Origin of the sequence: Hyphomicrobium sp., assembly GCF_009026145.1 — a bacterium.
Lineage (GTDB): Bacteria > Pseudomonadota > Alphaproteobacteria > Rhizobiales > Hyphomicrobiaceae > Hyphomicrobium_A.
This window is the reverse complement of sequence record NZ_WBUE01000001.1, coordinates 54,568-68,604: the sequence shown is the minus strand read 5'-3', so window position 1 is coordinate 68,604 and position 14,037 is coordinate 54,568. Positions and strand designations below refer to the sequence as shown.

Genomic DNA, 14,037 nt, shown 5'->3' with positions numbered 1-14,037 from the left:
CCTGCACAGACTTTTTAGGACAGGCGAGCTGCATGCCGTCGATCATTCGCGCCGTGTTGGCGCTGAGCGCTCTAGCGACTGCCGCTGTCGGCCAGACGATCTATCCCATCGACCGGGCGCAGATCCTCACCGGTGCCACGTTCGACTTGAAGGTCGAGTTCCCCGGCGCGCCACCTGCTGCCGACATCAAGGTGACGATCAACGGTGAGGACGCCGCCAAGGTGCTCGGCAAGGCACCCCAGATCATCGAGCGCGAGGACGGGGTCGAACGCACGGCCTACTGGATTCGCGGTGCGCATCTTTCGCGGCCCGGCAGCCTCACGGTCGAAGCTCGCGCCGGCGGGGCACTCGCCAGCGTGGTGTGGGACGCCTACAGCACCCCCGAGGGGCGTCTGGCACGGAACGTCATCCTGCTCGTCGGCGACGGCTTATCGCTGGCGCACCGCACTGCCGCGCGCATGCTGTCGAAGGGTATCGCGCAAGGCACGTACGGCGGCGATCTCGCCATGGACGACATGCCCCATATGGCGCTCGTCTCCACCGCCGGCACGGATTCGATCGTCACCGACAGCGCCAACGCCATGACGGCGTACACGACCGGGCACAAGTCGTGCGTCAATGCCCTCGGCATCTACTGTGCGCAGAACAGCGGCATGCTCGGGCATCCCAAGGTCGAGACCATCGCCGAGCTCGCCAAGCGGCGGCTGGGCATGGCGGTCGGCATCGTGACCGACACGGAGATCGAGGATGCTACGCCCGCCGGCATGGTGGCGCATACGCGGCGGCGCACCGACTACAACAATATCGTGAGCATGTTCTACGCGGTGCAGCCGGAGGTGATCTTGGGCGGCGGCACGCCGCACTTTCTCCCCAAGGGCGAACCGCGTGCCAAGCGGGAGGACAATCAGAACTACATCAGCAAGTTCGAGGAGGCGGGATACACGTTCGTCGATACGGCCATGCAGCTCGCTGCTGCGGCAGCCAGGCCCGAAACGACGAAGCTGCTCGGGCTTTTCAACGACAAGAACATCGACGGCGCGCTCGACCGCAAGCTTCTCAAGAAGGGCACGGTCGGAAAGTTCGCCGATCAGCCCGACCTCACCGACGAGATGCGTGCGGCGCTGGAAGTTCTGGCGCGCGCGGAGCACGGCTTCCTGCTGATGGTCGAGGCCGGCCGCATCGACAAATATAGTCACTCGCTCGATTGGGAGCGCGCCACCTACGATACGATCATGTTCGACAATGTCGTCAGATTGGCCAAGGAATTCGCGGCAAAACGCAACGACACGCTGATCGTCGTGGTACCCGACCACGCCCATCCCGTGTCGATCATCGGCACCTATGACGACGCCAAGGGCGAGCAATTGCGCGATCGGCTGCAGACGTATGCAGCCGCCGGGTTCCCCAACTATCCGCCGCCGGACGCCGAGGGCTTTCCGGGGAAGGTCGACGTCACGCGGCGGCTCGCCATGGTGTTCGCCGCGTACCCGGACTATTGCGACCCGGGCAAGCCATATATGGAGGGTGAGAATCAGCTGACGGCACCGGCCGCGTCGGAGGGCGAGAGACAGCCTGCGGTCGCCAACGAGGCTTACTGCAAGCCTGGCGCGGCGAGAAAGATCGGCAACCTGCCGTTCACGGCACGCAACGGGGTGCACGCAGCGGACGACGTGGTGCTGACGGCATCCGGTCCGGGGGCAGACGTATTCCGCGGGCGTGTCGATAACACCTTCGTGTTTCGCGCCATGGCACGCGCGCTCGGTCTTGGCGCCGATGCGCCAGCCGCCGCCGGCTTTGTCGAGGGCTTACTGCGAGGCGTTGTGCCGCGCGACGGTCGCGAGTGAGCTTCTCGGCGCCGAGGCCTGCGGCGACCGCCTCGTGTCAGTTCATCTCGGCCAGGTAGTGGTTCTCGCGCAGGTGGCAGCGCGCCAGGCGCCACTCGATCGGCCGTCCGTCGATGGCATAGACCACGCAGTCGAGGGTCAGCAGGGGGGTGCCCTCCGCTACCTTGAGCGATTTAGCGACCTCGCCCTTCGCCGCCGCCACCCCAATCCTCTCCTCGGCACGCCCCAGCAGCACGCCGTAGTGATGGGCGAGCACGACGATGCTCGGCGATACGTCGCCTTCCTGCGCCAGCCCTGGGAAGCGCGCCTGCGGAACGGTCGATTCCTCGACCATCAACGGCACGTCGTTGTGGGTGCGCACACGATGAATGCGAAAGATCGGCTCGCCGCTGCGTAGCTGCAGCCGACGCGCCTCAGTCTCGTTCGCCGCTGCCGCCACCACGGTGCAGCTCTCGGTGTCGCCGGCAATCCTGATCCCGTCGGGGTCACGAATATTGCTGAAGCGAACCGCGTACTCGTTGGAGGTCTGGTCGATGACAAAGGTGCCGCGTCCTTGGCGGCGGGAGATCAGCCGCTCGCTCTCCATCTCGTCGAGTGCCTTGCGGACCGTGCCGACGCTGATGCCAAGCTCCCGCGACAGCTCAATCTCGTTGGGGATCGCTGCTCCCGGCTTCCAGGCACCCGCCGCGATGCGCTGGATCAGCATGTCTTTGACCTGAAGATAGAGGGGGCGAGTGGAAAATCGTCCTACCGCTGTCATGGGAGCCCTCGAAGGTTGGAGACCTCACCTTCACGCCGAGAAACCAGGACTTGCCGCCTCGACCCGACCTCGCCGCGTGCCAGTCGGACCTGTGCCCACTAGCAATGCTTTGCACTGCATATGACGCACACGCCACTTTCTTCAAATATGTCGATACTCCGCAGTAGAGCACAATAATACTGGTTAACTATAGCACGATTGGGCGAAGTGGGCCGCCCCTTTGTCCACGCTTATTTCACAGCTTCACTTCAATCTGCGGCATGGGCGCGCATGATGGTCATGTCGAGCCGCAGGCGAATTACGTAAGAAGCGGGCTAATTATTAGCAAGCGCCGAGCTGATTAACCTGGCCACGGTACGCGTTGCCCCCCTCCGCAAGCCCTTGGTCAGCCAGCCCCGCCGGGAGATCCTCCCCTTCCTGGCGGGGCTTCGATTTTCGCAGCCGAGCATACGCGCGCCGTTAGGCCTTGCGGCGCCGCCCCGCGCCGGTGCAAACATCGGGCTGCCGGCCGCGATGGCCGCACAGTGAGGGAGCCTTTGCATATGATGGAGTTGCGGACGTCTCGGTCGGGCGCCACAGGCCAATCGGCCGACCGCTCCGTGCGCCATGACTGGTCCCGCGAGGAGGCCCAGGCCCTCTACGACGCGCCGTTCAACGATCTGCTGTTTCGGGCGCACTCCATTCACCGGCGCTATTTCGAGCCCAATACTGTGCAACGCAGCCGGCTGCTGTCGATCAAGACCGGCGGCTGCGCCGAGGACTGCGGCTACTGCAGCCAGTCGGCACACCATTCCTCGGGGCTGACCGCCAGCAAGCTAATGGCCGTGGAGCGTGTGCTCGCCGAGGCGCGCAGGGCCAAGGACGCCGGCGCCACCCGCTATTGCATGGGCGCGGCCTGGCGCTCGCCCAAGGGGCGGGACATGGGTGTGCTTTGCGCCATGGTCGAGGGCGTCAAGGCGCTAGGGTTGGAGACATGCATGACGCTCGGCATGCTATCGGACGACGACGTCGGCAAACTGAAAGACGCCGGCCTCGACTACTACAACCACAACATCGATACCTCCGAGCGCTACTACGGCAAGGTCATCACCACCCGCACCTTCGCCGACCGTTTGCAGACGCTGGCGCGCGTGCGCGAAGCGGGCATCAAGGTGTGCGCCGGCGGCATCGTCGGCATGGGTGAGGAGCCCGAGGACCGGGTCGACATGCTCGTCACGCTGGCCAATCTTCCCCAGCATCCCGAGAGCGTGCCGATCAACATGCTGATCGCCATTCCCGGAACGCCGCTCGCCGACGCCGAGAAGATCGATGGTATCGCCTTCGTGCGCACCATCGCGCTCGCCCGCATTCTCATGCCGGCCTCGTATGTGCGGCTCTCCGCCGGGCGCACGCAGATGAGCGACGAAACGCAGGCGCTGTGCTTCTTCGCCGGTGCCAACTCGATCTTCGTCGGCGACACGCTGCTGACCGCCGATAACCCGGGCGAAGACAGCGACGCCATCCTTTTCGATAAGCTCGGCCTGAGGCCGCTCGAGCTCGCGACCGGCTCGGGCGAGCAGGATGATGTACAAGAGCCATGAGCGCGCCCTCGAGGCCTTGGCGCGACGCGGCCGCCGCCGGGCGCTGACCGCCTTCTCGGGTATCGATTTCACCTCCAACGATTATCTCGGCCTCGCCTCCTCGCGGGAATTGAAGGATGCCGCCCGCGCTGCGATCGAGCGCGGGGTGCCCATCGGCTCCGGCGGCTCGCGGCTGTTGCGTGGAAATCATCGTGAGCACGAGGCGCTGGAATCGGAAGCCGCGGCCTTCTTCGGGGCCGAGAGCGCGCTGTTCTTCGGTGGCGGCTTCATCGCCAACCTTGCATTGTTCTCGACGCTGCCGCAGCGCGGCGACCTCGTCGTGCATGACGCGCTGATCCACGCATCGGTGCACGACGGCATGCGCATGGGCAAAGCCGAGCGCGCCGAGGCGCGGCACAACGATGCGCAGGCCTTCGAGGACGTCATAGCCGATTGGCGTGCGGCTGGCGGGACTGGCACGCCGTGGATTGCAGTCGAAAGCCTCTACAGCATGGACGGCGACCGCGCTCCGCTCGACGACCTCGCCGCTATTGCCAGCCGGCATGATGGGGTGCTGGCCATCGACGAGGCGCACGCGACCGGCGTGCTCGGCCCATTGGGTCGCGGCCTCGGTGCGCATCTGGAAGGCCGCGCCAACATCATTGCCCTGCATACCTGCGGCAAGGCCCTCGGCGCCATGGGTGCGCTGCTCACCGGCCCGCAGGTATTGTGCGACTACCTCGTCAACCGCTCGCGTCCATTCATCTACGCGACGGCGCCATCTCCGCTCGTGGCGGCGGTGGTGCGCGCAGCTCTGCTCATCTGCCGCTTCGACGCGGCGCGGCGCGACAGGCTGCGGGCGCTCGTCGCTTTCGCCGCCAGCCAGCTGGCGGAGAGCTGCGGGTTGCAGGCCTCGGGCTCGCACGTCCAGCCCGTCATCGTCGGTTCCGACGAGCGGGCGACGCGGCTGGCCGCTGTCATGCAGGAAAGGGGCTTCGACATCCGCGCGGTGCGTCCGCCGACGGTGCCGGAAGGCACGGCGCGTGTGCGCCTGTCTCTGACGCTCAACGTCGATCAGGCGCAAGTGGCAGCGATGGCGACGGTGCTCGCCGAGGAGATGAAAAGGCTCGACACATGAGCGCGGCTGTTGTCGTCACCGGCACCGATACTGATGTGGGCAAGACCGTGCTCGCCGCCGGTCTCGTCGCAGCGTTCGGCGGTTGCTACTGGAAGCCTGTGCAGGCAGGTCTTGCCGGCGAGACCGACGCCGAGGTCGTGCGCCGACTGGCGGGCGTTTCCAGCGATCGCATCCTGCCCGAAGTTTACCGGCTGACGACGGCGGCCTCTCCGCACCTGGCCGCCGAGCGCGACGGCATTGCGATCGATGTCGAGCGTCTGACCCGCTTGCCAGCCGTGCCTGGCGGCGCACCGCTCATCATCGAGGGGGCCGGGGGGCTCCTGGTGCCGCTCACGCGCCAGGTCCTGCAGATCGAGCTGTTCGAACGCTGGAGGCTGCCGGTGGTGCTCGCCGCATCGACGCGCCTCGGCACCATCAACCACAGCCTTCTATCCATCGAGGCGCTGAAGCGGCGGCAGATTCCGCTCCTCGGCATTGCTTTTGTTGGCGAGGAGAACGCCGATTCCGAGCGCACGATTGCCGAAATGGGTGGCGTGCGCCGGCTCGGGCGGCTGCCGCATCTGGATCGCCTCGATGCCGACTCGCTGCGCTCGGCGTTCGCCGCCAACTTCCGCGCCGCCGACATTCTCCTTCCGGTGCCGACATGACGACGGGCACCGGCAGCCCGGTCTGGCATCCCTTCACTCAGCATGGCCTGCAGCCGGAGATGCTTCCTATCGCGTCGGCGGAGGGCGCCTGGTTGGTGATGTCCGATGGCCGCCGCATCCTCGATGGCATCGCTTCCTGGTGGGTCGTCACGCATGGGCATTGCCACCCGCGTATCGTGCGGGCGATCGAAGACCAGGCGCGCCGGCTCGACCAGGTGATCTTTGCGGGTTTCACGCACGAGCCGGCCGAGACGCTGGCGCGCGGTCTGATCGACGTCGCGCCGGCCGGCCTTGCACACGTCTTCTTTTCCGATAGCGGCTCGACCTCGGTGGAAGTGGCGCTGAAGATGGCGCTGGGATACTGGCGCAACATCGGTGAGCAGCGCCAACGTATTGTCGCCCTCGAGCATGGCTATCACGGCGATACCGTTGGCGGCATGTCGGTCGGCGCGCGCGGCGTATTCAGCGCCGCCTATGAGCCGCTGCTGTTCGATGTGGTGCGCATCCCCTTCCCGGCCGCCGGACGCGAGCAGGCGACCATCGATGCCTTCGACGCTGCGTGCGCCGCCGCGCCGGTCGCGGCGCTGATCCTCGAGCCGCTGATCCTCGGCGCTGGCGGCATGCTGATCTACGAAACGAGTGTGCTGCGCGAGCTCAAGCGGGTCGCTGCAGCGCATGGCGCCCTCCTCATCGCCGACGAGGTGATGACGGGCTGGGGCCGCACGGGCAAGCTATTTGCTTGCGATAAGGCGGGGGTCTCCCCGGATATTCTATGTCTCGCCAAGGGGATCACCGGCGGCTCGCTGCCGCTGGCCGCTACCCTCTGCACGTCCCCGATCTTCGAGGCGCACCGTTCTACCGACCGCGCCAAGACCTTCTTTCACTCCAGCTCCTACACGGCCAATCCCATCGCCTGCGCCGCCGCCGTCGCCAACCTCGAGGTCTGGTGGAGCGAGCCGGTCGCGGAGCGGATTGCTATGCTGGCTGCGGCGCACACCGAGCGGCTGGCGCCATTCCGCGCCGATGCCCGCTTCGCCAACGTGCGGCAGCTCGGCGCCATCGCGGCGCTCGATCTCGAGGTCCCGGAGACGGGTTACCTCGCCTCGGTCGGCCCGCGCCTCATGCAGTTGTTCATCGACCGCGGGGTGCTGCTGCGCCCGCTCGGCAATACCATCTATGTCATGCCGCCCTATTGCATCACGCCCGCCGAGCTCGACCTCGTTTATTCCGCCATCGCCGCGGCGCCCGATGCGCTGGCACGGGAGGCGCCATGAGCAGTGCTGTCGGATCGACCATCATCGGCTGCGGCCACTACGTACCCGAGCGGCGGGTCGCCAACGCCGAGATCGAGCAGCGTCTCGGCCTCGAACCGGGCTGGATCGTGCGGCGCACCGGCATCGAGGAGCGCCGCTACGCCGCCGCCGATCAGGCGCTGACGGACATTGCTGCGCCGGCTGCCGAAATGGCTCTGGCGAGTTCGGGCATCGAGCGCGGCGACATCGCCCTTACCGTGCTGGCGACCAGCACGCCCGACCACCTCCTTCCCCCCTCGGCGCCACTGCTCGCCCATCGCCTCGGCCTGCGCAACTCGGGGGGCATCGACCTCGCCGGGGCCTGCGCTGGCTTCCTCTATGCCCTGACGCTGGCCGACGGATTCGTGCGCACGCACGCTGTTCCGGTGCTGGTCGTAGCCGCCAACATCTTGTCACGACGCATTAATCCGGCCGAGCGGGGGAGCTGCATCCTGTTTGCCGACGCCGCCGGCGCGGTGGTGCTGGCCCCTGGCTCGGATCCTGGCATGGGCGTGCTCGGCGCCAAGCTCTCCGCCGATGGTGGCGGCTACGACCTCATCAAAATTGCCGCTGGCGGCAGTCGCCAGCCGTTCGGACCCGACGTCCCCGTCGAGGATACGCAGATGACCATCGCCGATGGGCAAGCCGTGTTCTCGCGGGCCGTGGACATGATGGTGGCATCATCGCGCGCCGCACTCGCCCGGGCGCGTCTAGGCGTCTCCGATATCGACTGTTTCATCCCGCACCAGGCCAATGGGCGCATCATCGCGGCGGTTGCTCAGCAGCTCGGCATGCCACCCGAGAAGGTCGTTTCGACGGTTGCGGCGTACGGCAACAGCTCGGCGGCGACCATTCCCCTCTCGCTGTCTCTAGCGGCAGGCCAAGGCCGCATCACGAGCGGTAAGCGGCTGCTGATGTGTGCGGCCGGTGCTGGCCTCACCGGGGGAGCCGTCGTCTATGGCCTCTGAGCACCGCGCGTCCTACGTGTCGCGGTAAGGTTCAGCTTCAGTTCATGCGGCCGATGCTTCTGTGTGGCCAAGACGCCAGGGCGAGTCGGAATCCTGGCGGCAACGCTCTGCAGGCAGAAGCAAAAGCATGCCAAAGCCCCCGTCGTGCCGCATTTCGATGCAGGAACTGCCGACTGTCATGTCGCGTTGTTCGCTGCGTCAGAACGTGCAAATTGGCACGTTTGCCATCCTAATGTCCCACTAGTGGCAGGTGAAAAAGAAATGCCGATGAGCGTTGCAAGCTCCGGTGCACAGCGCGATCTGCGAGTTGACTTCTTCCGCGGTCTGGCCCTGCTCTTCATCTTCATCGATCACGTTCCCGACAACGTGCTCGCCAGATTTACGCTGCGCAATTTCGGCTTCGCGGATGCGGCCGAGGTCTTCGTGCTGCTGGCTGGGTTCTCGGCCACGCTTGCCTACGGGCGCGTGTTCGAAGCGCAGGGCTTCAAGGCCGGTGTCGCCCGCGTCTTCGACCGCGTGCGCGACATCTATCTCTGGCACCTGGCGCTGGTCGTCATCTGCGGCGTCGGCCTGACGTTCGCTGCCACCTATTTCGGCGATATCGCCTACGTGAAGAATATCGGCGTGCACGTATTCGCCGATAGCCCGGCGCGATCGACGGTGCTCGCCGCCCTGCTTATCAACCAGCCGAACATGCTCAACATTTTGCCGCTGTATATCGTGCTGCTGATGTTCTGGCTGCCGTTCGTACTGTGGCTAATGCCGCGCAACCCCTGGCAGGCGCTCGTGCTGTCGGTCGGCCTGTGGGCTGCCGCCAATCTGCTTGCCGCCAACCTGCCGAGCCTGCAGCATCCGAAGGGCTGGGTGTTCAATCCCTTCGCCTGGCAGCTGCTGATCACCATCGGCGCGCTGACTGCTCACTTCAGTCGCAAGGGGGCGATCCCGGCTTCGCGCACCCTGATGTGGGTGGCGATCGGCTACGTCGCCTTCGCCTTCCTACTCGCGGCGCCCTGGACCCAGGTGCCCGGCTGGGAGAAGGCTCGCCTGTTCGCCCCCGACCTGCTCGGCAACGTCGACAAGACTTATCTGTCGCCCTGGCGACTTGTTCACGTCATGGCGCTCGGCTACCTGGCAATGATCTTACTGTCGCCCCAAAGTCCGTGGCTTACTCGCGCCTGGGCCACGGGAATAGGGCGCTGCGGCCGGCACTCCCTGGAAATCTTCTGCCTCGGGACGATGCTCTCGTTCGTCGGCTGGATTGTCATGGTTGAAGCCGGTGCCGGACTCGCACTACAGATCCTGGTCAATTCGGTTGGAATCGGGATTCTGTTGGGGGTGGCATGGGCACTGGCTCTGCGCAGGCGTGGCACGGATTGGGCTCTTGCGCAGTCGGTGCGCAAGTTCTTGGCCGAGCGGCGTGCTGGTGTGCAGCAGTTGCAGGCCTAGCTATCGTTCTAAACTCGGTTTCAGCCGAAGCCAGCCCGCGCTGCCAGGCGCCGGCTGCGCTTTTGCGCTTTGACGCCCCCCTACCGAAGTTCTCTGCCGCGCTCGCCGCTGGCCGCCCGGTGCGCATCGTAGCGCTCGGCTCCTCGAGCACCCAAGGCATCGGGGCCTCGAGCCCCAAGGCCTGCTATCCCGTGAAGCTGCAGGCCGAGTTGCAACAGCGCTTCCCGCAGAACAAGATTTTAGTCGAGAACCTCGGCATCGGCGGCCAGCTCGCTTCAGATATGCTCCAGCGCATCAAGAAGGACGTGATCCCGCGCAAGCCGACGCTGGTGATCTGGCAGACCGGCGTCAACGACGCCCTGCGCTTCGTTCCCGTCGACAAGTTCCGCGAGACCGTTGTTACCGGTATCGACCTGCTTCAGCGCGCCGGCATCGATGTGGTGCTGCTCGACATGCAGTATTTCCCCAAGGCCGAAAAGGTGCGCGACTTCCCGCGCTTCCTCGTCGCCATGCGCCAGATCGCCGAGCAGCGCCGTATTCCTATTCTGCAGCGCTTCGCAATCATGAAGCATTTCGTCACCAGCGCGCAGTACACACCCCAACAGCTGCTTGCGGCGGATCAGTTTCATCCCAACGATCTCAGCTACCGCTGCCTTGGCCGCATGATGGCCGATGCGCTGGAGGGAGAGGTTGCCGATGTTGCGAAGACGGCGGTGAAGGCGAAGCATCCGGCCGAACCCGCCAAGCAGGCCGGCGCCGTAGCCCCGCTCCCGGTTCACTGAGGATGTGAAACCAATCAGCCCGGCAAATGCTGTCGGGCTGATTCCATCTTATCAGCCGCTGGCCTCGTCCTTGTCGCGGCCGAGCTTGTAGAGGTTCTGCAGCAGCGCCTCGAAGCCGCCGGCGCCCGAGCCGGCGTGCAGGTCGATGCGGCCGACCTTCTCGACCAGCTTCTCCAGCGCTTCCAGCTCCTTTAGGCGCAGCAGCAGCGGGTTGTCCTCCATCAGCTTGGAGGTATTGAGCAGCGAGCGCGTGGCCGCCGTCTCCTCCTGGCGCCGGATGAGGTTCGCCTTGGCGATGCGCTCGGCCTCGACGACCTTGTTCAAGAGTTCGCGCACGTCGCCCGGCAGGATGACGTCCTTGACGCCGATCTCGCCCACCTCGGCGCCGAGCGCTCGCGCGCGCTCGGAGACGAACGCCCGCACCTCCTGATCGATGGTGTCGCGGGCGGCGAGGATCTCATCCAGCGTGCGCGTCGCCACCGCCTCGCGGATGGCGAACTGCACTAGCCGGTAGAGCGTGCCGGGAACGTCCGCCGTCGCCAGCGCCGCCTTCTCCGGGTCGGTCACCTTGGTGAAGGCCGTCAGCGTCACGCGGATGCCGACGCGGTCCTTGGTAAGGATTTCCTGCGCCGTTACCTCGAGCGGCTGCGGGCGCAGGTCGACCTTGACGATCCTCACCGTGCGGCCGACCTGCCAGAAAGCATGCCGGCCCGGCGGCAGGCGCTCCTTCAGCTCGCCGTCGATCATCAACAGGCCCGCCTCGTGCGCCTCGACGACCGCGAAGGCAATCACGCCGGCGCTGCGGGCCGGATCGAGCTTGTCGAGGTAGCGCTTGGCGACGCGCAGCTCGTTCTCGGTATCGATCTGCTCGACGTCGACGCTGGTCAGCGTCTTCCAGTAGGCGCGCGACGTGTTCGGCGGGACGAGGTGCTTGGGCTCGCCGTCGAACGAGACGATGGCAACCTCGGTGGGGCTCGTCTGCACGATCTCGAAGTTCTGCTCCGCGACGGGACGGTGCGTACGGTGCAAGAGCAGCGCGCGCTCGGGCGCGATTTCGGCGCGCACGACCTTGACCACCTCCGCGGCGAGCTGCCAGCCGGGGTCGAAAGCTATGAAGCGGCCGGGCGCCAGCAGGCGTGTAAAGCGGCCATCGCGGCTCAAAAACCCGCGCTCGTCGTCCCTAACAACGACGTCGAACCAAAATCCATACTTACGCATCACGCGCTCCACGCATAAAAAAGGTCGCCGGCCGCCGCCCACACCGCGAACGCGGGCCGCAGCTTCAGCCGGGCCGCGCCACCTTACACGCCGGGCTGCGTCCACTCCCATCCGGAGACGGGAGTGCCGGTGCCCGGGCTCCGGCTTTGCGGCCGGGCGGTATCCGCTCCGGCACAAGGCGCCGCTGCGCTCGCCCTCGCGGGCCGGGAAGCTGGCCAGCTTCCCCAATTGTTGAGCCCGCCGGAGCGGGCGTCCCTGGAAAGGGAGTGACGTGGGATTCGAACCCACTACACCAAGAGTAAAAGTCTTGTGCTCTACCAATGAGCTAGTCGCTGGTTAAGTTGAAGGGAATCGAACCCCCGACCTCCCGGTATCCCGGGCGCTCTACCACTGAGCTACAACCTCGGTTTTAGGAGACGCGGAACACGCACTCCGCAGGGCGGCGCGCGCCAGCCGGGTCTCGGCGAGCCCGGACACGTGGCGTCCGCGGCGCACTAAATGCTCAATTCCGGCGGAATTAAAGCGCTGTAGCGTCAGCCGGCGGTAATATGCGGCACGTTCTGCGAGCGTATCGGCTTGCGGCATAGGGACGGCCCGGGGTAGCCAATCGCCTTACCGAAAGTCAGCACACTGGGATCAATGGATGGCCGGCCTTTCCCGCTCGCTCGAATTTGCCCGCGACCGCTACGACGTCATCGTCGTCGGCTCGGGCTACGGCGGCGGCGTCGCCGCCTCGCGCCTGGCGCGCGCCGGCAAGTCGGTCGCCGTTTTGGAGCGCGGGCGTGAGGTGCTGACGGGGCAATTCCCCAGCCGCTTCCCCGACCTCAAGAACGAGATGCAGGTCAGAGGCAAACGCCTGCATACGGGTCCTTCCTCGGCTCTCTATGACGTGCGTCTCGGCGAGGACATGCACGTGCTTGTCGGCTGCGGGCTCGGCGGCGGCTCGCTGATCAACGCCGGCGTCGCGCTGCGCCCCGACGCGCGCGTCTTCGCCGACGCGTGCTGGCCCGGCCAGATTGCGCAGGACGGACTGCTGGACGAAGGCTTCCGGCGTGCGAAGCTTTGGCTCAACCCGCAGAGCGACCCGCGCGCCGGTGGCTTCACCAAGTACAAGACGCTGGAGGCAGCTGGCGCCGCGCTTGGCCACGGCATCGTCGCCCCGACGATCACCGTGAGCTTCGACGCCAACACCAACGTCGCCGGCATCGAGCAGCCGGAGTGCACGCGCTGCGGTGACTGCTGCGGCGGTTGCAATGTGGGCGCCAAGAATTCCGTCGCGCTCACCTATCTGCCCGACGCCGTGCGCCACGGCGCCGAGCTCTACACCCACGCCAGCGTGCGCCACCTCGCCAAGCTGCCGGACGGGGACTGGGAGGTGCACGTGCGCCGCCTCGATGTCGACGGCGGCGCGTCACCCGACATGGTGTTGCGCGCATCGATGGTCGTGCTCGGCGCCGGCACGCTGGGGACGACGGAGGTTCTTTTGCGCTCGCGCGCCAAGGGCCTCGCCCTCTCCGACCGTCTCGGCGAGCGCTTCTCGGCCAACGGCGACATCATCGCCTTCGGTTATGGCGCGCGCGATCCGGTCAACGCCGTGGGCGTCGGCTTCCCGGCTAAGATCGATGGCGCCGAGGTCGGCGCCGCCGTCTCCGGCCAGCTCGAGATCGACGATGCGACGCTGCTAGCGAACGAGCTGCGCGTACAGGAAGGTGTGCTGCCGTCGGCGCTTGCCCCGGTGCTGCCGGTTCTGTTCATTCCCAACGGGCGGCTGCTCGGCGCACTGCAGAGCCTCGTCAACGGCGTCTACAAGGGCCCATTCGCCAAGCTGCAGACGTTCTTTGCGGTGTCGCATGACAGCGCCTCGGGCCGTTTCGTGCTCGACGATGACCGCCTGGTGCTCGTCTGGCCCACGGCCAAGGACGAGCCGGTCTATGCGCGCCTCGACGCCATGCTGTCCTCGATCGTCAGCGAGGCGGGCGGCAGCTACGTGAAGAACCCGTTGGCCGGAACCGTCATGGGGCATCAGCCGGCGACGGCGCATCCACTTGGCGGCGCCGGCATGGGCCGCGAGCGGGGCGACGGCGTCGTCAACCACAAGGGGCAGTTGTTCGACGGCGGAGCGGGCCGCGGCGCAAACGCTGTACACGAGGGGCTCTATGTCGTCGACGGCGCCGTGATGCCGCGCTCGCTTGGCGTCAACCCGCTGCTGACGATCACGGCGCTGGCCGAGCGCACGCTGCTGCACATGCAGCAGGACTATGGGCTTTCCTTCGACGCCGCGCCGCTCACGGGCGTACGCGCGACGCCGCAAGACTTGAGCCCGTTTCTGGCTGCCTAATCACCCTCTCCCCACGCAAGTGGGGCGCGGGGAGGGGGGACGCGC

At 66.4% G+C, this 14,037-nt stretch carries 11 protein-coding genes and 1 tRNA gene; 9 read left to right on the top strand and 3 right to left on the bottom strand.

Going from position 1 to position 14,037, the window contains the following annotated elements:
• Positions 1-32 precede the first annotated feature (32 nt).
• On the top strand, positions 33-1,844 hold the full coding sequence (locus tag F9K20_RS00320) for an alkaline phosphatase (RefSeq protein WP_290996812.1): 1,812 nt from the start codon (positions 33-35) through the stop codon (positions 1,842-1,844).
• A 37-nt stretch (positions 1,845-1,881) separates the two neighbouring features.
• Here F9K20_RS00320 and F9K20_RS00315 read toward each other — a convergent pair whose 3' ends face one another.
• Positions 1,882-2,604, bottom strand: a complete 723-nt coding sequence (locus F9K20_RS00315) for a GntR family transcriptional regulator (RefSeq protein WP_290996810.1) — start codon at positions 2,602-2,604, stop codon at positions 1,882-1,884.
• 545 nt (positions 2,605-3,149) lie between these two features.
• Between F9K20_RS00315 and bioB the strand changes: the two genes are divergently transcribed.
• The 7 genes from bioB (at position 3,150) to F9K20_RS00280 (ending at position 10,436) form a co-directional block, all read left to right on the top strand.
• Entirely contained in the window at positions 3,150-4,184 is a 1,035-nt protein-coding gene (bioB, locus tag F9K20_RS00310) for a biotin synthase BioB (protein ID WP_290997118.1), read from the top strand.
• A complete protein-coding gene (locus F9K20_RS00305; protein ID WP_290997117.1) occupies positions 4,168-5,301 on the top strand; it encodes an 8-amino-7-oxononanoate synthase in 1,134 nt (377 codons plus the stop codon). Before bioB ends, F9K20_RS00305 begins: the two co-directional genes overlap by 17 nt.
• Positions 5,298-5,948, top strand: a complete 651-nt coding sequence (gene bioD, locus F9K20_RS00300) for a dethiobiotin synthase (RefSeq protein WP_290996808.1) — start codon at positions 5,298-5,300, stop codon at positions 5,946-5,948. Before F9K20_RS00305 ends, bioD begins: the two co-directional genes overlap by 4 nt.
• Positions 5,945-7,222: an adenosylmethionine--8-amino-7-oxononanoate transaminase gene (locus F9K20_RS00295; RefSeq protein ID WP_290996807.1), complete on the top strand. Its 1,278-nt coding sequence runs from the start codon at positions 5,945-5,947 to the stop codon at positions 7,220-7,222. Before bioD ends, F9K20_RS00295 begins: the two co-directional genes overlap by 4 nt.
• Complete coding sequence (locus F9K20_RS00290; protein WP_290996805.1) at positions 7,219-8,208, top strand: beta-ketoacyl-ACP synthase III; 990 nt, start codon at positions 7,219-7,221, stop codon at positions 8,206-8,208. Before F9K20_RS00295 ends, F9K20_RS00290 begins: the two co-directional genes overlap by 4 nt.
• 63 nt (positions 8,209-8,271) lie before the next feature.
• Positions 8,272-9,654 carry an OpgC domain-containing protein gene (locus F9K20_RS00285; RefSeq protein ID WP_290996804.1) on the top strand — a complete coding sequence of 461 codons (1,383 nt, stop codon included), beginning with the start codon at positions 8,272-8,274 and terminating at the stop codon, positions 9,652-9,654.
• A 62-nt stretch (positions 9,655-9,716) separates the two neighbouring features.
• The gene (locus tag F9K20_RS00280; protein ID WP_290996803.1) at positions 9,717-10,436 is read left to right on the top strand and encodes an SGNH/GDSL hydrolase family protein; all 720 of its coding nucleotides are present in this window, start codon (positions 9,717-9,719) and stop codon (positions 10,434-10,436) included.
• Positions 10,437-10,487: 51 nt separating this feature from the next.
• Here the strand turns inward: F9K20_RS00280 and F9K20_RS00275 are convergent, their stop codons facing one another.
• Positions 10,488-11,654: a slipin family protein gene (locus tag F9K20_RS00275; protein WP_290996802.1), complete on the bottom strand. Its 1,167-nt coding sequence runs from the start codon at positions 11,652-11,654 to the stop codon at positions 10,488-10,490.
• 333 nt (positions 11,655-11,987) lie between these two features.
• Positions 11,988-12,060: transfer RNA gene (locus F9K20_RS00270), tRNA-OTHER, on the bottom strand.
• 237 nt (positions 12,061-12,297) lie between these two features.
• Between F9K20_RS00270 and F9K20_RS00265 the strand changes: the two genes are divergently transcribed.
• The gene (locus F9K20_RS00265; RefSeq protein ID WP_290996801.1) at positions 12,298-13,992 is read left to right on the top strand and encodes a GMC family oxidoreductase N-terminal domain-containing protein; all 1,695 of its coding nucleotides are present in this window, start codon (positions 12,298-12,300) and stop codon (positions 13,990-13,992) included.
• Positions 13,993-14,037: the final 45 nt, after the last annotated feature.